This window comes from Streptomyces sp. NPDC004111 (genome assembly GCF_042874215.1).
GTDB lineage: Bacteria > Actinomycetota > Actinomycetes > Streptomycetales > Streptomycetaceae > Streptomyces.
Genome location: NZ_JBIAMU010000003.1, coordinates 209704 through 229764 on the forward strand (window position 1 = coordinate 209704; position 20061 = coordinate 229764).

The following is a 20061-nucleotide window of genomic DNA, read 5'->3' on the forward strand; positions in this document are numbered from 1 at the left end:
CGCGACAACGCCGCGGTCCTGCCCCCACTGCCCAACACACCACATCACCGTCACAACCGCTGACGCCCACGTCAGGGCGTACGCGCGGCAGGACGATACCAGGCCAGTGAGCGCGGTATCCGTCGAAAAGAAGTCGAAAAGAACTGGCCAGGCCCGCACTGCGGCCGACAGCGGAGAGCCGCACGCGGGTGATCGAGGCGCCCCGGCTCCGTGCGAGGGTCCACGTGACGCGCGGGACTTCTGTCGGGCCCGGTGGGCCGACCACGCCCTACTGATGGGTAGCCGCCGAGTGACCCGGTCCGCCCGGCCGCCGAGCCAACAGGACGGGTTAGTTCCGGTTGCGCCGGGCGAGCGAGGAGTTCAGCGCTGTGGCGAAGCCGCACCAGGCCGCGTACGGAATCAGGGCGCGGGCGGCGGCGGTGTCCGTGCGCGCGGTCCGGCGGATCAGCTCGGCGTTGCTGGCGTCCAGCACGAGCGTGCCGAGGAGTCCGGCCCTGGGGCTGCGCCGGCCGAAGAACATCCAGTTCCATGCCGTGTTCAGCGCCAGGTTCGTACCGAGGCTGAGCGCCAGGCGGCGGCGCTCCGTGCCGCGTGCGCGGTGCAATGCCCGGCCGCCGGCCCAGGCCAGGGAGGCGTAGAGCGGTGTCCAGGCAGCGCCGAAGGCCCACGGCGGGGGCTGCCAGCGCGGCTTGTCGAGACTGCGGTACCAGGTGCTGTCGGCGTCCACGGCCGCACCGCCCGCCACCGCGCACGCCGTGACCGCGGCGGCCGTCAACGCGTACGACTGCCACGCCCCGCGGGCCGGAGGGTCCGTGTACCTCTTCGCAGGCTTCATGCCAGGTCCCCTTCCTTCCTCGTACTTCGCCATGAGGATCCGCACGCCCGTCTGCGCAGCATGGCACTCGCAGCGGGCCGAATACCCCGTACCGTGCACTCCATACGGGTCGTACCTGCGGGAACCCGTCCTCATCAGGGATCCCTCGCCCAACCCCTAAGGGCGGAAAAACGCGCGCCGGCCCGGCAAACCCGGGAGTAGGGGAGGCCGCGCTGCGGGGTGAACGGTCCGGATCGGTCTGCCGCGTCGGTGGCTGAAGAGCGCGTCAGCGACGGGAAATTGGCCGCTGCGGGACGTTCGCCCCCGCTCCACTCGACCCCCATCGCTCCCCAGGGCTTGGCTGGTCCGAGCGCGCCGGGCCGAGGTTCTTCGCATGTGCCGGCGGTCGGCAGTAGGTCTTCAATTGCCTTCTACAGCAGTGCAGTTGAGCTCTCCTGTCAGTGCGACATGGGTGGTACGAACGGCGGTCCTGCCGGCCTGATGCGCGAGTCGGTGGACGGCCTCGCCCGGTTGGCCGGATGCCGGGTTGCGGGGATCGTGTCCACCGGCAGCCGCCCAGGGCAGGAGTGCGCGACGGTCGACCGCGCCGACCGCACTGTCGCCCTCCCCTGTCGTCACTGTGCGCGGGTTCGCGGGCTCGCAGCACGGCGGCCGTCGCGTGGCCGGTCGGCCAACCACCCTGACCCGTCAACGGAAGTGGGCAGGTCTCCAGCAGGAGCTCGGCACGTCGTCTTCGGCCAGAGGTTGGATCATGAGCCCATCCCCACGGACTACGAGGTGGGAGCGGCGCGGAACCCAGACTTGAGGCAATCCGAGGCACTGATTGCGAACAAGGGACTGGCATGGTTCTTAGAGGTGGACGCACGATCTCCGCACTGACGGTCGGCGCGGTGACGAGTGTGCTGGCAGCGCTCGCCCCCGCTCCGGCTTTCGCGGCGGGAGATCCGCTCCAGCCGTACGCGCAGCAGAAACTGCGTTGGGAGCGCTGCGACACTGACCGGTCCGCGGCGTTCGAGTGCGCGAAGGTCAAGGTGCCGCTGGACTACAGCGACCCCAAGGGCCGGCAGATCGACCTTGCGATCTCGCGGATCAGGGCCGGCAGCACGAAGGAGCGGCACGGCGTGCTGCTGATGAACCCCGGAGGCCCTGGCGGTCCTGGGCTGACCATGCCCGTGGAGATGGAGCCGTTGCTACCCGCGGAGGTACGCGCACGGTACGACCTGATCGGCTTCGACCCGCGCGGAGTCGGGCAGAGCTCGCCGATCGGCTGCGGTCTGACGGGCGACGAGCAGACCGTCGAGCACCCCTACAGCGCCGGGACGTTCGCCAAGGACGTGGCTCGGGCCCGGTCGGTGGCGGACAAGTGCTGGGCCAAGGCGGGCGACCTGCTGCCGCACATCACCACGCGCAACACGGCACGGGACATGGACGTCGTCCGGGCGGCCCTCGGCGAGCGGCAGATCTCCTACTTCGGGCACTCGTACGGCACCTACCTGGGCGCCGTCTACACGCAGATGTTCCCCCGGCGTGCGGACCGGTTCGTGCTCGACAGCGCGCTCGACCCGAAGCTGGCGTGGCGAGGGCTCTTCCGGGGCTGGTCGGCTGGCGCCGAACTCGCCTTCACCCGGTGGACCGAGTGGGCCGCCGCGCGCGACGCCACGTACGGGCTGGGCCGGACCCCGGCCGAGGTCCGCAAGACGTACTGGGACCTCATCGCCCGCGCCGACCAGGTGCCCGTCCCGGCAGAGGGAGGGGCGCTCAACGGCGACGCCATCCGTGGCCAGTACCGTGCGTTCGTCCAGGTCGAGGCCGTCACTCCGTGGATCGTCGCGCTGAAGGCCGCGGCCTCGGGCGGCGCGCCCGCGCCGACCGCGCTCAGCGCATCGGCGGCGCCCGAATCCGCCCCGGCCAGGTCCGCGGGCACGAAGGCCAAGGCGTTCGGAGCGGAGGTTCCGCAGGACAACATGACCGCCGTCGTGTGGGCCGTCTTCTGCGGCGACGCACGCGATTGGCCGCGCGACCCCGAGCAGTACCGCCGGGACGCGGTCCGGGACCGGGTGAAGTACCCGCTGGTCGGCGACATGGGCGGCAACATTCAGCCGTGCGCCTTCTGGAAGAGGGCGGCGAGCCAGCCGGCCCCCGTGGTCAGCAACCACGTCAACGCCCTGATCGTGCAGAACGAGTGGGACCCGCAGGCGACGCTGGCCATGGCCAAGGGCATGCGGCGGGCACTGCACGGCGCGCGGATGGTCACGGTGTCCGGCGGCCAGGGCCACGGCGTCGTGGTGGCCGGCCCGTCCTGCGCGGACGCCGTCGTCACCCGGTACCTGACCACGGGTCGGCTGCCGGCGAAGGACCTGACCTGCGGCCGATGAGAGGTCGTCGGGTTCGGCGGCGGTGGATTGTCGGCCGGCCGTAGGTCCGTGCCACCGCCCGCCGCCTCGGAATCCCTGTGCCCAGCGCCCCTCGGGGGTGCTGGGCATTTCCGATGCCGATGCCGATGCCGATGCGTCGTCTGCGTCGCCGCTGCCGATGCGTCGCCGCTGCCGCTTCTACCGACCACGGAAGACCCGCCCGATTCCGGTCATGTCTTCCGGGTTCCTGGCGGCTGCTCGCCACGCATCCAGGGCATTCGCCGGAGCATTCGCCGGAATTTCGGGCTCCGATGCATCCGAACAGGGGGGCCGGGGTGAATAACCAGGACTGACGCTGCGGACGCCCACGAAAGGCAGAGCGATGCACGGTACGGAGACGGGCGAGAGTTCCCCGGGCAGTGAACGGCTCCGCCCGGGAACGGTGCACGGGAGGCCGGCCTCCTCGGCGCGCACACCGGCGGCCCACGGCCCACCCTTCGTACGTCCCGGCCGGGTCGTCGCCGCCCGTACGGTCGACGCGGACGTTTCGGGGGCCGTACGGCAGGTGCTCCAGGAGTTGCTGCAGGAGCGGCTCCAGGAGTGTGCCGTGCTCGACAGCACGTTCGCCACCGACGTGGCGGAGCGGACCGCAGACTTCACTCTGAACGGCGGCAAGCGGCTGCGCGCCCAGTTCCTCTGGTGGGGGATGCGGGCCTGCAACGGAGGCACGGGAGCGGACACGACTGATGTCGCCCTGCGGCTCGCCGCAGGGCTGGAGCTCATCCAGACCTGCGCACTGGTGCACGACGACGTGATGGACGGCTCCGCGGTCCGCCGGGGGAGGCCGGCCCTGCACGTCGCGCTGGGCGCGCGCTACGGCGGTTCCGGCGCGGACGGCCCCGGCGCGGAGTTCGGCAGGGCCGCGGCCGTGCTGGCCGGGGACCTGGCCCTGAGCTGGGCCGACGACGTGGTGGCCGAAGCCTGGGACGTGACCGCGGTGCCCACGGACGTCCGCGCACGGGTCCGCTCCCTGTGGCGGGCCATGCGCACCGAGATGGTGGCCGGGCAGTACCTGGACCTGCACGGCCAGGTCACCGGCTCCCGTGCGGTGAGCGCCGCGATCCGCACCGCGACGCTCAAGAGCGCCCTGTACTCGGTGGAACGGCCGCTGGCCCTGGGAGCAGCCGTCGCCGGGGCGGACGCGCGGACCAGCGCGGCGCTGTGTTCCGCGGGCCGGTGCGCGGGCATCGCCTTCCAGCTCCGCGACGACCTGCTCGGGGTGTTCGGCGACCCCCGCGAGACCGGCAAACCGTCCGGTGACGACCTCCGCGACGGGAAGCTCACCTATCTGACGGCCATCGCCAGGGCGCGCACCGAGGCTTCCGGCGACCGGGCCGCGACCGCCCTCCTCGACACCTCCCTGGGAGACGCCGCGCTGAGCGACGAGGGCCTGGAACGCGTCAGGGACGTGCTGGTCACCACCGGTGCCCGCGCTCTGGTGGAGGCGAAGATCGTACGTCTGGTCGCCGTGGCCCACCGGCATCTGGCGTCGGCGTCCCTGGTCCCGCGGGCGGAGGGGCGGCTGCGGGACCTGCTGGGCTCGGTGACCGCCGTGCGCCTGCCCACGGCCGGCCAGTCCGGTCTGCCCGACGGCCCCCGCCGGGCGGAGTCCCCCAAGGAGGCCGTCGCATGGGCCCGATGAAGCGCCCGGGTCAGGCAAGCGGGCCGTCGGCGAGGAGGGCGACGTTGGCGCCACGGTCGCTGAGCGGGCCCACCGAGCACGTCGTCGTGGTCGGTGCCGGGCTGTCGGGGCTGTCCGCCGCCCTGCACCTGCTCGGTGCGGGACGCCGGGTCACCGTCGTGGAGCGGGGCACGGAGCCCGGCGGCCGGGCGGGGCTGCTGGACCGCGGCGGCTACCGCATCGACACCGGCCCCACCGTCCTCACCATGCCGGAACTCGTCGAGGAGGCGTTCGCCGCCGTCGGCCACTCCATGGAGGGGCGGCTGGAGCTGCTGCCGCTGCACCCCGCCTACCGGGCCCGGTTCGCCGACGGCAGCGCGTTGGACGTGCACACCGGGGGCGCGGAGATGGAGGCGGAGATCGCCCGGTTCGCCGGGGCGCGCGAGGCCCTCGGCTACCGGCGGCTGCGGGCCTGGCTGAAGAAGCTGTACGAGGTCCAGATGCGCCGCTTCATCGACGCCAACTTCGACTCCCCGCTCCAGCTCCTGCACCCCGACCTGGCCAGGCTGGCCGCCCTCGGCGGGTTCGGCAGGATGGATGCAAGGATCGGCCGCTTCCTCAGCGACGAACGGCTGCGGCGCGTCTTCACCTTCCAGGCCCTGTACGCCGGTGTGCCGCCCGAGCGGGCCCTGGCCGCGTACGCGGTGATCGCCTACATGGACACGGTGGCCGGCGTGTACTTCCCGCGCGGCGGTATGCACGCGCTGCCGCGCGCCCTGGCGGACTCCGCCGCCGAGGCGGGCGCCGACTTCCGCTACGGGCACGACGTGACGCGGCTGGAGCGCTCGGCGACCGGCGAACGCGTCACCGCCGTCATCACCGATCAGGGACGCATCCCGTGCGACGCCGTGGTCCTCACCCCCGACCTGCCGGTCGTCTACCGGCTGCTCGGGCGGAACCCGCGCCGCCCGGCGCCGTTGCGGTACTCGCCGTCCGCGGTGATCCTGCACGCGGGCACCGATCGCACGTGGCCGGAGCTGGGGCACCACACGATCTCCTTCGGAGCTGCCTGGAAGGAGACCTTCCGGGAGCTGACCCGCAGCGGGGACCTGATGTCGGACCCCTCTCTGCTGATCACCCGCCCCACCGCCACCGATCCCTCGCTCGCGCCGCCCGGCCGTCATCTGCACTACGTGCTGGCGCCCTGCCCCAACACCGTCGTCGGCCCGGACGTCCGGGAGTGGGCGGACCTCGGGCCCCGCTACCGCGACAGCCTCCTACGCACCCTCGCCTCCCGCGGCCTGGAGGGGTTCGGCGCGGCGATCGAGGAGGAGTGCCTCGTGACACCGGCGCACTGGGCCGCGGACGGCCACGCGGCCGGTACGCCGTTCTCCGCCGCCCACACCTTCCCGCAGACCGGCCCCTTCCGCCCGCGCAACCTGGTGCGCGGCACCGAGAACGCGGTCCTCGCCGGCTGCGGCACCACCCCCGGCGTGGGCGTGCCGACCGTTCTGATCTCGGGGAAGCTCGCCGCCGCCCGGATCACCGGCCCCGCCCGCCCGGCCCGCTCCGTCCGCATGCCCGGCCCCTCCCGTCCGTCCCGCACGCCCGACCCCGCAGTCCGAAAGGCGCCCCTGCATGACCGACCGTGAACTCGACGCCGCCGGCATCACCGACCCCGGGCTGCGCGCGGCGTACCACCACTGCCGGAGGCTCAACGCCCGGCACGGGCGCACCTACTTCCTGGCCACCCGGCTGCTGCCGGTGGAACGCCGACCGGCCGTCCACGCGCTGTACGGTTTCGCCCGCTGGGCCGACGACATCGTCGACGACCTCGACTCCCCCACCACCACCGGCCGTCGCGCGGCGGCGCTCGACGCCCTCCAGGCGTGCCTGGAGGGGGGCCTGGCCGGAGAGCGGAGCGACGAGCCCGTGGTGCGCGCGCTGGCGGACACCGCCGCCCGGTACGACATCCAGCACAGCCACTTCACCGACTTCATGGCCTCCATGCGCAGCGACCTCGTCGTCACCGACTATCCGACCTATGAGGACCTGCGCGCGTACATGCACGGGTCGGCGGCGGTGATCGGACTTCAGATGCTGCCCGTTCTGGGGACCGTCGTACCGCGCGCGGAGGCGGCCCCGCAGGCCGCCGCGCTGGGCGTGGCCTTCCAGCTGACGAACTTCCTGCGGGACGTGGGCGAGGACCTGGACCGGGGAAGGGTCTACCTGCCCGCCGACCTGCTCGCCGCCCACGGTGTCGACCGCGAGCTGCTCGCCTGGAGTCGGCTGACCGGCCTCCGCGACCGGCGGATCACCGCCGCGCTGCAGAACGCCGCCGAACTGACCCGCGCCGTGTACCGGGAGGCGGCACCGGGGCTGGCGCAGCTCGACCCGTTGGCACGCCCGTGCATCCGGACCGCCTTCGTGCTGTACGGGGCGATCCTGGACGCCGTCAGGGCCGACGGGTACCAGGTGCTGCACCGGCGGGCCGTGGTGTCCCGGCGGCGGAGGGCGGTGGTGGCCGCCGACGGTCTGGTGCGCCTCGCCGTGGCCCGGACCCGCTCGGCCGGGGCACGTCCACACCATGGCCGCGCCCCGGCGTCTCCCCCTCCGACGGAGGTCCCCAGGACTTCCCCGGCACGTGGCGGACAGGTTCGAAAGGAGGCGGTGTGACCGACGAGATCCGTCCCGACGGCGCTCAACCCCGTGGTGCCGGCGGACCGCCGCCCGGCGGCCGTTTTCCGCTGCGGCTGCGGCGCAGCCCGGTGCCCTGGGAACGCATGCGGCCCACCTGGCGCGACGCCTCGCCCGGTGTGATCGCCGACGCCCTGAAGCGGGCGCAGGCCCGCCCCTCGGGCAACTGGTACGTGGTGGGCGGTTCCGGGGACCTTCCGGCCGACCGGCCGCTGGGGCGCGTCGTCGAGGGCACCGAGATCGTGCTCTGGCGCGGCGAGGACGGCTCGGTGCGGGCCGGTGCGGGCGCGTGCCCGCACCTCGGTGCGCCGCTGAAGGACAGCCGGGTGCGGTGCGGCACGCTGGTCTGCCACTGGCACGGACTGGCCCTGGACGGTGCACCGTTCGCCGGGTGGGAGCCCTTTCCGGCGCACGACGACGGGGTGTTGCTGTGGGTGCGGCTCGACCGGACCGGCGGCGAGGCCCCGTTGGCGGAGCCGGTGGTGCCGGTGCGGCCCGATCCGGCGTCTGCGGTCGCGGCGGTCTGTACGGTCGTGGGGCGCTGCGAACCCCAGGACGTGGTGGCGAACCGGCTCGACCCGTGGCACGGGGCCTGGTTCCACCCGTACTCCTTCGTGGACCTGACGGTGGTCGGTTCACCGGGCTCTCCGGCGGCCGACGGGGACGCCGACGACGGGGAGGACTCCTTCGTGGTGGACGTGTCCTTCAAGGTCGCGGGGCGTGCCGTGGTGCCGGTGCGGGCGGTCTTCACCGCGCCCGAGCCCCGTACCGTCGTCATGCACATCACCCGTGGCGAGGGCGCGGGCTCCGTGGTGGAGACGCATGCGACGCCGCTGGGCGCGGACGCCTCGGGGCGCCCGCGCACCGCGGTGGTGGAGGCGGTCGTCGCGGCCTCCGACCGCCGGGGCTTCGCCGTGGCGAGAGCCGCCGCGCCCGCGTTGCGGCCTCTCATGCGGGCGGCTGCAGGGCGGCTGTGGCGGGACGACCTCGCCTACGCGGAGCGCCGGTGGGCGCTGCGCAGGACCGGGCGCTTTCCGGGCTGAGGCCGGGTCCGGTACTTGCCGGACTGGGGGGCGGACCGGAGTTCGGGGCGGGTGCCGCGGGTCGTGCGCTTCGGAACGGGTGCCGCGGGTCGTGAGCTTCGTGGCGGGTGCCGCAGGCCGTGCGCTTCGGGCCGGGTGCCGCGGGCCGAGAGCTTCGGCCCGCGGCGCCCGTCTGATTGCGGGTCAGGCTCCCGCCGCGGCTGCCAGGGCCCGCAGACCGGGCACCCGGCCCCGGCCGGGGACCGTCCAGAGGGTCTGGCCGCGCAGCCCCCACTGTCCGAGCAGCGCGTTCGCGGCGAGGAAGCCGGTGGTGGCGGCCCGCTCCATCAGTGCCACCGGCAGGGTCGTCCGCACCAGGTCGCCGGCGAGGACCACGGCCGGGTCGGGGGTGCGCGTACCCGGACGGTCGCGATGGCCGCCCACCTCGAACAGCGGGCAGTCCGCCCGCCATTCGTGCCGCGCGTCGACCGTCTTCGCGTCCCTGGTCTCGGGGTACACGCGGTGCAGCTCGGCCAGCGCCCGGTCCTGGACCGTCGACCGGTCCGCGGCCGGGTCGACCGCGTAGGAGTGGAGTTCGACGACGGAGCCGCCCGAGCGGGCGGCCCAGCGGGCGGCCTCGCCCTCCCAGCGGTCCAGCACGCTCACGTTGTCCAGTGGGCCGTATCCGCTGGTTCCCAGGAAGCCCGGCCGGTGCGCGGCCGCGGGGCGGTCCAGCCAGAGCCGGGAGACGAGGAAGGGCGGAGCGGTGCGCAGCCTGGCGATCCGCTCCCGCCAGGCGGCGTCGCCCAGCGACGGCGAGTTTTCCACCACGTGCTGGAGGCCGCCGGTGTCCAGGGCCAGGACCAGCCCGTCGTGGCGTTCCTGCGCCGACTCCGTGCTGACGGTGACGCCTCCGCCGGGCGCCGGAGCCGTCGAGAGCACGGGCGTCCCCGTACGCAGTCGCACACCGTGCCCGGCCAGATAGCGGCCGAGGGGGTCCCAGAGCGCCGTCGGAAACGGTTCGCGTGGCACGTCGAAGAGCAGGCCCTCGCTGGAGCCGAGGAAGTAGATGTGGAACATCAGGACCAGTTCGGCCGCGGACAGCTCGCGCGGATCGGCGAAGAAGCTCCGGGAGAACACCTCGAAGGCCAGATGTTCGGCGGCCTCCGGAAACCGGATGCGGGTGAGGAAGTCCCGGGCGCTGACCCCGTCGAGGAGGTCGTACACCTCGGGCACCCTGACGTCGAGCAGCGGCAGGGCGGCGCGCGGGTTCATCCGCAGCAGGTCGCCCCAGCCGAAGGCGGGGCTCAGGGCGACGAAGCCGAGCGCGCTCCAGGGCGGGGTGCGCGGCACCCGGGCGAAGCTGTCGCTCAGCCCGTTGCTGTGCCGCAGGGGGTAGTCGGGCAGTGCGGTGAGGGCGTCGAGGCCGGGGTCGACGCGGCGGAGCAGGCCGCGCAGGTTGTAGTACTGGCGGAAGAAGGCGTGGAAGCCCCGGCTCATCGTGGCGGTGGACCCGTCAGCCAGTTCGGTGGACCACCCGGCGAGCCGGCCTCCCAGGGTGTCCTCGCGTTCGTACAGGGTGACGCGGACGCCCCGTTCGGCGAGTCCGGTGGCCGCGGCGAGGCCCGCGATGCCGCCGCCGACGACGGCCACCGAGGGTGCTTCGCCCTGGACGCGGGAGCGTCCGGCGGGGCCGGGCACGATCTCTGCACGGCGGTCGCGTCCCCTGCGCGGTGCACGGTCGCGGCCGCTCACCGGGCTGCCTCGGCGTCCGCCGGAGCCGCGTTCGGTGCCGTGTGCGCGGTGGCGCGCGGGGCCGCCGCGAGCACGGTGTGCACGATGCCCGCCTGCCATCCTGGCATCGGCAGAACCCGTACGTGGCTGAAGCCCGCGCGGCGCACCCGCTGCGCGCACTGGTCGGCGGTGTCGAACTCCACCACGCTGCGCAGCAGGTGCCGGTAGAGGTCCCCGTCGCCGGTTGCCCGGCCGGCGGGCAGCACGATGCCGTGGCACACCGCGCTCCACACCGCGCGGTCGAGGAGCCTGCCGCTGAGGGTGTACTCGTGCACCGCGAGCCGTCCGCCGGGGGCGAGGATCGCGCGCAGGGCGGCCAGGACGGCGTCCGGGTCGCGCACGTTGCGCAGCAGGTAGGCGGCGAGCACGGCGTCGAAGGGGCCGTGCACCCCGGCCTCCGCGAGTCCTTCGGCGGGCGCGTGGACGAACCTCACGTTCGACGGCCAGGGCTTGGACCGGGCCTGGTCCAGCATGCCGCGGGAGGCGTCCACGGCGACGATCTCCGCGCGCGGGGCGGCCCGCAGCAGGGCGGAGGTGGAGGCTCCGGTGCCGCAGCCGAGGTCGAGCAGCCGCAGTCCCGCTCCGCCGTCGGGCAGCCCGAGCCGGCGTGCGGAGCGGCGCAGGTGCGCGCGATAGCCGGGGTTGGCGGCCGTCAGCCGGTCGTAGTGGCGGGCGGCGAGGTCGAACGCGGCGGACAGGGTGTCGTCGCGGAGCAGGCTCATACGGTCCTTCCGGTGGTGGTCGTACGGGGGCGGGGGTCGCGGGGTGGGTGCGGGAGTGCGAGGGAGCGGGCACGTGTCGTCGTGCGGGGGATCCGGCTCCCAAGGGCGGGAGCGCGTGGCGTCGTGCGGGGCGTCCGGCTCCCGAGAGGGCAGGCACGCATCGTCATGCGGGGCATCCGGTCCCCGAGGGCGCGGGCACGTGGCGTCATGCGGGGCATTTGGCTCCCAAGGGCGGGAGCGCGTGGCGCCATGCGGGGCGTCCGGCTCCCGAAGGCGCGGGCACACGTCGTCATGCGGGGCATCCGGCTCCCGGGGGCGTCGGCCCGTCCCCCTCGTGGCGCGTGGTCCGGCTCCTTCGTGTGCGGCCGTCCGGGCGCCTGCGCAGCAGGGGCAGTTCGGCCACCGTGCGCAGCATCGGCAGGACCGGGGTGCGCAGTCCGACGGCGAAGTCCTCGTGCCAGGAGGTGCGGCCGTCCAGGAAGCGCAGCATCCGCTCCGGTCCCGCTCCCTGGAAGAGCTGGGTGAAGAACCGCGCCCCGTCCAGCCGCCCGGTGGCAAGGGCGCGCAGCAGAACCGAGTCCATGGCCCGCGCCCGCGAGGGGTAGGCGGGGGGCGGCAGCAGCGGCCGGCCCCGGGCCCAGGCGTCCGCGACGGCCCTGCTCTGGCGTTGCACGGCGGCGAACGTGTAGCCGGTGGAGGGGCGGGTGGCGCCGCCCGCGGTGCCGATCCGGAAGGCCGAGGAGCCGACGCGCCGCGGAAAGCGGGCGTCCGTCATGGGGATCACCCCCTGTTCGGTCCCCGTCACCTCGAACGCGCCAAGGCCCAGGACCCGCGAGGTGTAGTCGTGGAGCGCCCGGTCGTAGCCCGCGTCGTCCAGGGGCTGCGGGGAGAACTCGGTGTACTCCACCAGTGCTTCGTCGGGGCCGAGGGGCAGCACGTACCCGAAGGACAGCCCGTGGGCGGGCTGCGGGGTGCGGAAGTCCATCAGGTCGGCGGTGGCGAGGTCGAAGCGCGGCTTCCGGGTGCGGACGAACCAGCCCCGGAAGTGCTGGAGCAGCAGCGTCCGGTACGGCGGGAGGGTGCGCGGCGGGCGCGAGTCGAAGACCCACCGGGCCCGCAGGCGCAGCGGTGTGCCCTCGGCGGTGGTCCCCCGTACGACGGCGCCGGGTCGCAGGTCGTCGATGCCGTGGACCGTGGCGACCGTGCGCCGCAGCCCGGGGGCCTTGTCGAGCCGTGCGTCCACCAGCCGTTCGAAGTCCGTCGAGCGCAGCATCTTGTACCGGGTGGGGGCCAGGGTGCAGTCCACGATGTCCCCGCCGCGTCCGCGGAGCCTCAGCCGGTCCCAGGAGGCGGTGAGTACGTCGTCGTACGCGCCGCCGGGCTCCTCCCAGAAGCACCAGGTGCGCTCCGGTGGCCGCAACGGTCCCGGCGGCGCGTCGATCAGCGTCAGCTCGGGCCTGCGGCGGCCGGCGTCGGGGGCGCAGAGTCGGTCGGCGAGGGAGAGCCCTGCCGCTCCGGCGCCGATGACGGCGATCTCCGTGTCGAAGTCCTGGGTCTCGGGGGTGCGTCGGGCCGACTGGTGCGATGGGTGCAAGGGGGTGTGCCTCCGTCCGTTCCTCTCGCGCCGAAGAGCCGGTCGATCAGCATTCCGTACGGGAGGCCCGATCGGATGCACATCGACGGGGCGCGCGGAAGATCGGCCGCGTTCGGCCACCTCGGCCCGGGGCAGGAGGGGTCGGCCGACGACGTCGTGCCCGGTGTTCACGCCGTACGTACGGGCTCGCGCCGGGCCGCCCGGACCGCCGCGAGGCCATGGCGCAACGCCGCCGCCCGGCGCGCCGCCCCGGGGCGCGGCGCCCGGAAGCGCCGGGTGGGCTCCTTGAGCCGGATCGCCGAACGGGACCGCCCCCTCAGCCGGATCGCCGAACAGGGGCGTCCCCTCAGCCGGATCGCCGAACGGGGCCCTCCCCTCAGCCGGCCGCGCCTGGTTCGTCGGCGCGCGCGGCGAAGCGCCGTCCGCGGCGAGCCCGGTACTCCGTCACGCGCGACTCCACCGCCGTGACCGCCTCCGCGAGTCCCGGCGGGCGCGCGAACCCCGAGGCGCTGGGCCAACCGGGCCCCAGCGCGAGAACCACCGGGTTGCGGCGCGCTCCCTGCGGCCCCCACTGGAGTCCCGCGACGCGCTCGGCGAGGACGCGGTCGGCGGTGCCCCGGGACTGTGCCCACAGGCCCACGACGACGGGGCCGGTCCGCTCCACTGCGCCGAGGAGGCACTGGGAGGGCAGCGCGGCGCCGAACATGCGCACCGGAAGGGCGCGTTCGGTCAGGGAGGCCGCCAGGACTTCCAGCGGCAACGTGTGGTTCTCCCCGGGCATGCAGGCCAGCAGGGTGACGACGCCGCGTGCCTGACCGGGGGAGAGCGGAGGGCCGGCACGCCGGAGGGCGCCGGACACGTGCCAGGACAGGAAGTGCTCGACCTCGACGTACCTGTCGGGCTCCCCCTCCCACTTCCGCCCTGCGGCATGCAGTGCGGGCATGATCACTTCGGTCCAGGCCGTGATCAGTCCGAGGTCCCGTATGACGGCCGTCAGCAACTCGTCCAGGGCGCCCGCGTCGAGGCGCAACGCGGCCCTGGCGACGCCCCGGCATTCGGCCCGCACGCTGCCGAGTGGCAGGCCGCCTCCGGCCCGGCTGCCGCCCGCACTCGTACGGGTGTCCTGCGGGAGTGGCGGCCGGGCGTCCGGGGCGGGCTCGCGCGTATCGGCCGGGGCCGGTGCGGCGGATGCCAGCCGGGCCGCTTCGGCGGGCGGCACCCCCGTGGCGGTCAGCGCGCACATACGTTCCAGGCAGGCCATGTCGTCCGCGCTCCAGCGGCGGTGGTTGCCCTGCGTCCGCACTCCGGTGCCGATGCCGTAACGCCGGTCCCACGAGCGGACGGTGGTGGGCGAGACCCCCAGCCGTCGTGCCACCTCACCGGTGGAGAACCCGATGCCGTCCTGCTCCTCCGCGGCCGTGCTCACGACGTGGCCGTTCGCGGCGCCGCGGCCTCACCGCCCCGACAGCCGCCCGTCGTCGCGCTCAGCGGCCGGCCCACGGGAGCGAGCGGGGAAGTGCCCCCGCACCGGCCGGTGCACGCCGCCCCGCAGCAGTCCCGCGGTCTCGTCGTCAGCGGGGCAGGCCGCCGCTCAGCACGCTCTTGCCGGAATGCGCGGGATCGCCGTCGTCGTGCTCCTCGGAGATGTCGAAGAGGGGATACTCGGCAAGATCCACCGCGTGGGGCACGGGCAGGGTGGCCGTGCCGTCGGCACCCAGAACACCCATCGCGATGAGCTTCCGTCGGGTTGGGTCCATCAGCCACACCTCATAGTAGCCAGCGGTGCTGGGCAGGCCCGTCACCTGGAAGCTGACGTGGCGTCCGCTCTTGGCGTCCTCCTCCACCCGGACGCTGCCGCCGACCGGTCGTGCCGGGTGGACCGCCACGAGGGTGCGACGGGCTCCCGCGGTCGCCGGTACCGGATCGTCGTCGAGGTACCCGTGGGCCGCCGCGCCGCCCAGCAGCATCCCGACGGCCAGGGCCACGGCGATCGGCAGGAGCGTCGTACGGCGTGAGCGCGCGGACGCCGCCGTACCGGGGCTTGTTGGCGGTTCGTCGCCCACCGGGCCGGAAGGGGACGCGGGTAGCCCGGCTCCCTCGTCGAGCCGGACGCGCGCGGCAACTGACCGCCATACGGTCGCCGGTGGTTCGACGAGCAGGTCTTCCCTGGTGATGCCGCGTGCCGCACGGATCAGTTCACGCAGTTCGTCGAGCTCGCCGCGGCAGCAGGCGCAGAGTCGCAGGTGGGTGCGCTGGTACGGAGTGAGCACGGGGGCGTCGGTCGGGGCGAGGGAGATCTCGGCCAGCTCGTCGAAGTCCAGGTGGTCGGGCATGCGGGCCTCCGCGCGAGCAGGATGCGCCGGACGTGGCGGGGCTCAGGGGGGAGCGCCCTCGGCCGCCGGGCGGCGAGTAGGCCCGTGAAGGGCTGCGGCCGGGGCTCGGTGGGGACGGCGGACCGGCACCCGGACCGCGGCCTGTCGCTCATCGTGGAGCCCCTCGGGACGGGCCTGCCCGGGGCGGGCAAGCGGTACCGGGTACTACCGGTGTCCGCCCGGCGCTGGATGCGGATTCCCCGAACACGTCTCGGAAACCGCTGCTCGGAAACCACGGGCGCCCCGGAACCGGTTCGCGGAAAGCGGTCCCGGTGGGACGCCCGCAGGCATCGCGCGGGCCGGGCCGCAGGGCAGGTCACCGACCACCGAATTGCGATGCTAAACCGATGCGACTTGGGCCTTCGGAGTGGTGCGCCGAACGTTGGTCACGTCGCCACCAGGCTTGATTCGCGAGGAGTGCACCATGTCCACAGCTCTGCCGTCCCGGCGTTGCTCACTGACCGCCGCACGCCCCGCCCCTGCTCCCGCCGCACCCGGGCCCGCCGCTCCCGGGCCCGATCCGGCGCAGGACGATTCCGCCGCGGAGGCGGCCATCGTCGCGGGACTGGCCCGGGGCGAGGAAGCCGCGCTGGCCGCGGCGTACGAGCGGTGGGGTTCTCTGGTGTACTCGCTGGCCCTGCGCGCGCTGCGCGACCCGCAGGACGCCGAGGACACCACCCAGCAGGTGTTCTACGCCGCCTGGCGCGGGCGCGGCGGATACGACCCCGCCAAGGGTTCGCTCGGCGGGTGGCTGGTGGGAATCACGCGGCACTCGATCGCCGACGGTCTCGCCGCCAGGTCCCGACGGGCCAGGCTCGTCGGAATGGCCACCGCGCAGCAGGAGGAAGCGCTGCGTCACCCGCAGCACAACGAGAGCGAGGAGGCGCTCACGCGCATCCTGCTGCTGGAGAAGCTGAGCCACCTGTCCCCCGTACAGCGGCGGCTGCTGGGCCTGGCGATCTGGGGAGACCTGACACACACTCAGATCGCCCGGGAGACGGAACTTCCGCTGGGAACCGTGAAGAGCCACATCCGCCGCGCGCTGAGCGCGCTGCGCAGGGACAGCGAGACGCCCGCGCACCAGGCATGAGTCCCGGATGCGGTGCTGCGCGCGCCGAAAGGGCTACGCGTCGACGGGGCGACCCGTGACGGTCGGGCTGCCGTTCCGGCCCGACGACGGCAGCCGGTCCCGCACCGAGAACCGGTCCTTCGCCGACAACCGGCCGTTCACCGGGAGCCGGTCGTCACCGGAGCCGGTCCTGCACCGGAAGCGGCGGGCGGCGGGAGCGGCGGGCGGCGGGGCAGGTCCGCGCCACGCCCGCCCCGCCTCGCTGCACCTGTCGCATCACGGCCGCGGCGCGGCGTCCCTCGCGTCCTCCTCGGCGACAGTCCGGTACTCGCGGGCCAGGGCCGTGGCCATGTCGGTCACCGAGTACGCGCCCACCACCGTGCTCCGGGCGGCCCGACCCATCGCCTCGCGCCTCGTCTCCGACAGCGTGACGAGCCGCCGCAGGCCACGGGCGAGGCCGACGGCGGACGAGGTGTCCATCAGCAGGCCGTTCACGCCGTCGGCCAGGTAGTGCCCCACTCCCCCGTTCAGGGGCCCCGCGGCCGGCAGGCCCGCTTCCATGGCCTCCAGCACGGCGATCCCGAACTCCTCCTTCGCGCTCGGGCAGACGTACCAGGCCGGAACGCCCCCGGCAGGGTCGGCGAGCGCCCGCTCCAGCCGCCTGACCTCGTCGTTCGGCATGGCCGGCAGCATCGCCAGCCGTCGGGACGCCGCGTGCTGCCCGGTGAGCAGTGTCCCCAGTGCCTCGCGCATCTCCTGTTCGGCCGCGGTGGGCCGGTCCGTGCCGCCGCCGATGAGCACCAGGGTGGACCTGCGCCACAACTGCGTACCGAGCCAGGTCCGTACGAGCAGGTCCTGCTGCTTGACCGGATGGAGGCGGCCGACGCACAGCAGCAGGGGGAGCGACCGGTCGGCCGGTGCCAACGCGTACGGGCGGTCGCCGTCGGCGTAGAGGCTGTCCAGCATCCGCCGCCTGCGCACCGGCTCGTCGTCCGCCGGTTCGTACAAGGCGACGCATTCGGGCGGTGCGGTCGGCCCGGCGAGGCCGTAGCGGTGGGCCAGCGCAGGGAAGTGGCGCAGGAGTTCGCCGGTTCCGGGCCTGCCGGGGATACCGATCACGGTGTCCGCCCGGTCCACCAGCTGGTCGGCGCAGAACACCCGGTGCAGGTCGGCGCGCAGGCGCCGGTCCGCTCCGGCGTCCGGCAGAACCGTGTCTGCGTACGTCCGGGCCAGCGTCCGATGGGGGTCCGGGGCGGCGGTGAAGCAGATCCGCGCACCGGTACGGGCCGCCGCGTGCGCGAGGGCGAGGCTGCCGTCGTCGGCGAATCTCAGATGGAACACTCCGGCGGGGCGCGGCAGCGCGCGCAGGAGGCGGACGGCCCACCAGACGAGCGCGGCGCGGTGTGCGGGCCACTCGTCGGGCTGCGGTGCCCCGGGGGCGTCGACGGGCAGCCGCAGCACCCAGTGGCCCGGTCGGCGTGCCCGCAGCAGCGCGGGTTCGCGCCGCAGGTCCTCACGTCCGGCGGTGACGACGGTGACGACCGAGGCGATGCCTTCGGTGCGGGCGAGTTCGTCCCCGACCCCGCCCAGCAGGACGGACATCCCGCCGCTGGCTCCCTGCCCGGGGGTGTCGAGGCCGCCCTGGAGCATGCTCTGTGCGACGACGAGCCCGGTGCCGGTCCACTCGCCGTCGGTGAGCCTGTCAGGGGGGTCGAGGAGCAGGCGTTCGTAGGAGTCGGTGGCGGTTCCGGTGCCGGGCAGGTGGGCGGGCCCGCCGGGAAGGTGGTGCAGGTAGCGCCACAGTGCGTGGCGGGCTGTCCGGTCCCCGGCCGGGACCAGCACGACCGCCTCCGCGGCGGAGAGGGGGCGCAGGTCGGCCGATTCGGCACAGTCCAGCAGGAACGCCAGGCGAACGGGGTCGCAGCGACCGCGCAGCAGCAGGTCGCGCAGCACTTCCTCGGCGTGGTCCGCTCCGTGCCTGCGCACCGTCTCCGGCCACAGCTCCGCGAGCACCGTGAAGGCGCGCCGGCCTCCCCGCGCGTGGGCGAGCAGCGCCTCCGGGGTGAGCGAGAGGTGCAGACGGCAGAACCGGCGCAAGGAGGCCACCGCCGCGTCCTCGCGGCTCAGGCGGTCCGGCGCGGTCGGCACGGAATGCGGCCGGGGCCGGCCGTACTCGGCTGCCAGAAGACGTTCTAGGTAGCCGGCGGGCGGACGGCCGACCGTGCGCGGCACGTAGGTGTGCGGTCCGGCGAAGAACGCCTGCCGGGCCGCGACGAGCCGGTCCGGTTCTTCCTCGGACGACAGCACCACCGGGGTGTCCAACTGGTGGGCTGGGGCGGCGGCCACCTGGTCTCCTTCACGACGGAACACGGGACGCTGCGTACTACGGCCGACGGGTGCCGCCCAGATGCACGGGCGCGACGACGTACGTTCCCAACGGCCCCGCACCGTGCGACCGGCCCCGGCGGGTGGGGTGGGCCCGCGCCCGGCGGGTCCTCGCCGGTGGGCGCATCCGGATGCCGGGGCGGGGCCGTAGAGGGACCATGCCTCGCGTTGTGATCGTCAGTCCGCCGTTCCTCTCCCACGCCCGACCCCTGTCGGCCCTGGCAGCCGCCCTGCGGGACCGGGGAGCGGAGGTGTTCTTCGCGTGCACGGAGGCGTTCGAGGACCTGGCGAAGGATTCCGGTGCGCGCTTCGAACCGTTGGGCGTCACGCGCAACGCGAACACGGGGGTGGCCGAGACCACGCCGCAGGGGGCCTCCGAGAGCGCCCGGCTCGCCGAGTTCCTGCGGGCCACCCGGGCGGGAGCCGTCCCGGCCCTGATGACACAGGCCCGGCATCGCCGTGCGGACATGATGGCCGACCCCGCGGGTGTGTTCGTTGCCCTGGCGGAGCTCGACGGGCGGCTGCGCCCCGACTGGTACGTGGTGGACCAGCTCAGCTACGCGGCGACCTTGGCCCTGCACTGCCTGGGGTTGCCGTACGCGACGTACTGCCCCGGGCATCCGACCTACGTGCTCGACGGCGACGACGCCTGGTTCGGTGTTCCCTACGCCTGGCCGGAGGCCCTGCGGCTCGGCCTTGGGGACCTGACCCGGCTGCGGGCCGTGGCACGCCGCAACGACCGGGAGTTCACGGCTCTGTTCGACAGGTTCGTGCGTGAGCGGGCGCCGGGGGCGGCAGGTGTGGACCGCGCCTTCGCCCTGACGTCGCCGCACGCCGTCGTGTACGCCTACCCGCGGCTGTCGTGGCTGCCCGCGCCGCAGCCGGGCCCCGAGCACGTGTACGCGGGACACATGGCGGGGCCCACCGCGCCGCTCGACGACGCGTGGGCGGACCGGCTGGCACGGCTGCGCGAGCGGGCCGACCGCATCGTCCTGGTCGCCCTCGGCACGTTCCTCACGGCCCGCGACGACGTCGTACGGACCGTCGTGCGCGGGGCGCTGGCCGGCGACGACCGGGTGGCGGTCGTCGCCGCGGCGGGCGCACGGTCGGAGGCGCTCGCGGACCTGGTGTCCGACCGCGTCGTCGTACTCCCGTCGGTGCCCCAGCAGTCCCTGCTGCCCCATGTGGACGCGATGGTCCATCACGGCGGCAACAACTCCTTCACCGAATGCCTGCGGGCCGGGGTCCCGGCTCTCGTACTGCCCTTCTCCAGCGACCAGTTCGCCATCGCCCACGACGCGGAACGAGCAGCCGTGGGGGTGGTCCGCGACCCCAACCGCCTCGCTCCGGAGGAGGTCACGGCAGCACTCGACCGTGTGTACCGTCTCGCCCGCGGCGTGGCGGGCTGGGCACGTCACCTGCGCTCCGGCGGCCCCGACCGTGCGGCGGCCCGCCTGCTGGACATCATGGGCGGGGCCGGTGCGGGACGGGCACCGGAAACCGGTGCGGGCGTCGGCGCGGAGGGCAGCCGGTAGG

At 74.3% G+C, this 20061-nt stretch carries 14 protein-coding genes; 7 read left to right on the forward strand and 7 right to left on the reverse strand.

The genetic code is table 11. The annotated features are described in order from the left end of the window. Positions 1-328: 328 nt before the first annotated feature. Entirely contained in the window at positions 329-835 is a 507-nt protein-coding gene (locus ACFYVL_RS07980; RefSeq protein ID WP_389241993.1) for a TspO/MBR family protein, read from the reverse strand. Between the two features lie 842 nt (positions 836-1677). Between ACFYVL_RS07980 and ACFYVL_RS07985 the strand changes: the two genes are divergently transcribed. The 5 genes from ACFYVL_RS07985 to ACFYVL_RS08005 all read left to right on the forward strand — a co-directional run bounded on the left by ACFYVL_RS07985 (position 1678) and on the right by ACFYVL_RS08005 (position 8610). Beyond that, a complete protein-coding gene (locus tag ACFYVL_RS07985) occupies positions 1678-3210 on the forward strand; it encodes an alpha/beta hydrolase (RefSeq protein ID WP_389241994.1) in 1533 nt (510 codons plus the stop codon). A 421-nt stretch (positions 3211-3631) separates the two neighbouring features. Beyond that, positions 3632-4891, forward strand: a complete 1260-nt coding sequence (locus ACFYVL_RS07990; protein ID WP_389241995.1) for a polyprenyl synthetase family protein — start codon at positions 3632-3634, stop codon at positions 4889-4891. Continuing rightward, entirely contained in the window at positions 4888-6522 is a 1635-nt protein-coding gene (locus ACFYVL_RS07995) for a phytoene desaturase (protein ID WP_389242554.1), read from the forward strand. The genes ACFYVL_RS07990 and ACFYVL_RS07995 overlap by 4 nt, the downstream gene beginning before the upstream one ends. After that, the gene (locus tag ACFYVL_RS08000) at positions 6509-7546 is read left to right on the forward strand and encodes a phytoene/squalene synthase family protein (RefSeq protein ID WP_389241996.1); all 1038 of its coding nucleotides are present in this window, start codon (positions 6509-6511) and stop codon (positions 7544-7546) included. The genes ACFYVL_RS07995 and ACFYVL_RS08000 overlap by 14 nt, the downstream gene beginning before the upstream one ends. Positions 7547-7653: 107 nt before the next feature. Beyond that, positions 7654-8610, forward strand: a complete 957-nt coding sequence (locus ACFYVL_RS08005) for a DUF5914 domain-containing protein (RefSeq protein WP_389242556.1) — start codon at positions 7654-7656, stop codon at positions 8608-8610. Positions 8611-8793: 183 nt separating this feature from the next. Here ACFYVL_RS08005 and ACFYVL_RS08010 read toward each other — a convergent pair whose 3' ends face one another. The 5 genes from ACFYVL_RS08010 to ACFYVL_RS08030 form a co-directional block, all read right to left on the reverse strand. Beyond that, positions 8794-10290 carry an FAD-dependent oxidoreductase gene (locus ACFYVL_RS08010; protein WP_389241997.1) on the reverse strand — a complete coding sequence of 499 codons (1497 nt, stop codon included), beginning with the start codon at positions 10288-10290 and terminating at the stop codon, positions 8794-8796. Positions 10291-10340: 50 nt separating this feature from the next. Further along, positions 10341-11105, reverse strand: a complete 765-nt coding sequence (locus tag ACFYVL_RS08015; RefSeq protein ID WP_389241998.1) for a class I SAM-dependent methyltransferase — start codon at positions 11103-11105, stop codon at positions 10341-10343. Between the two features lie 289 nt (positions 11106-11394). Further along, positions 11395-12699 carry a lycopene cyclase family protein gene (locus ACFYVL_RS08020; RefSeq protein ID WP_389241999.1) on the reverse strand — a complete coding sequence of 435 codons (1305 nt, stop codon included), beginning with the start codon at positions 12697-12699 and terminating at the stop codon, positions 11395-11397. 376 nt (positions 12700-13075) lie between these two features. Then, positions 13076-14125 carry a MerR family transcriptional regulator gene (locus ACFYVL_RS08025; RefSeq protein ID WP_389242000.1) on the reverse strand — a complete coding sequence of 350 codons (1050 nt, stop codon included), beginning with the start codon at positions 14123-14125 and terminating at the stop codon, positions 13076-13078. Positions 14126-14270: 145 nt separating this feature from the next. Continuing rightward, complete coding sequence (locus tag ACFYVL_RS08030) at positions 14271-15032, reverse strand: anti-sigma factor (protein ID WP_389242001.1); 762 nt, start codon at positions 15030-15032, stop codon at positions 14271-14273. Between the two features lie 463 nt (positions 15033-15495). Between ACFYVL_RS08030 and ACFYVL_RS08035 the strand changes: the two genes are divergently transcribed. Beyond that, positions 15496-16161, forward strand: a complete 666-nt coding sequence (locus ACFYVL_RS08035; RefSeq protein WP_389242002.1) for an RNA polymerase sigma factor — start codon at positions 15496-15498, stop codon at positions 16159-16161. A gap of 255 nt (positions 16162-16416) precedes the next feature. Here ACFYVL_RS08035 and ACFYVL_RS08040 read toward each other — a convergent pair whose 3' ends face one another. Then, a complete protein-coding gene (locus tag ACFYVL_RS08040; protein ID WP_389242003.1) occupies positions 16417-18486 on the reverse strand; it encodes a glycosyltransferase in 2070 nt (689 codons plus the stop codon). 197 nt (positions 18487-18683) lie between these two features. On the opposite strand from ACFYVL_RS08040, the gene ACFYVL_RS08045 reads away from it, so the two are divergent. Continuing rightward, positions 18684-20060, forward strand: a complete 1377-nt coding sequence (locus ACFYVL_RS08045) for a glycosyltransferase (protein WP_389242004.1) — start codon at positions 18684-18686, stop codon at positions 20058-20060. Position 20061 lies beyond the last annotated feature (1 nt).

Coding starts and splice junctions, on each gene's coding strand:
- ACFYVL_RS08030 (WP_389242001.1), bottom strand. CDS start 15,032: ATGCCCGACCACCTGGACTTCGACGAGCTGGCCGAGATCTCCCTCGCC.
- ACFYVL_RS08045 (WP_389242004.1), top strand. CDS start 18,684: ATGCCTCGCGTTGTGATCGTCAGTCCGCCGTTCCTCTCCCACGCCCGA.
- ACFYVL_RS08000 (WP_389241996.1), top strand. CDS start 6,509: ATGACCGACCGTGAACTCGACGCCGCCGGCATCACCGACCCCGGGCTG.
- ACFYVL_RS07985 (WP_389241994.1), top strand. CDS start 1,678: ATGGTTCTTAGAGGTGGACGCACGATCTCCGCACTGACGGTCGGCGCG.
- ACFYVL_RS08005 (WP_389242556.1), top strand. CDS start 7,654: ATGCGGCCCACCTGGCGCGACGCCTCGCCCGGTGTGATCGCCGACGCC.
- ACFYVL_RS08015 (WP_389241998.1), bottom strand. CDS start 11,105: ATGAGCCTGCTCCGCGACGACACCCTGTCCGCCGCGTTCGACCTCGCC.
- ACFYVL_RS07995 (WP_389242554.1), top strand. CDS start 4,888: ATGAAGCGCCCGGGTCAGGCAAGCGGGCCGTCGGCGAGGAGGGCGACG.
- ACFYVL_RS08035 (WP_389242002.1), top strand. CDS start 15,496: ATGTCCACAGCTCTGCCGTCCCGGCGTTGCTCACTGACCGCCGCACGC.
- ACFYVL_RS07980 (WP_389241993.1), bottom strand. CDS start 835: ATGAAGCCTGCGAAGAGGTACACGGACCCTCCGGCCCGCGGGGCGTGG.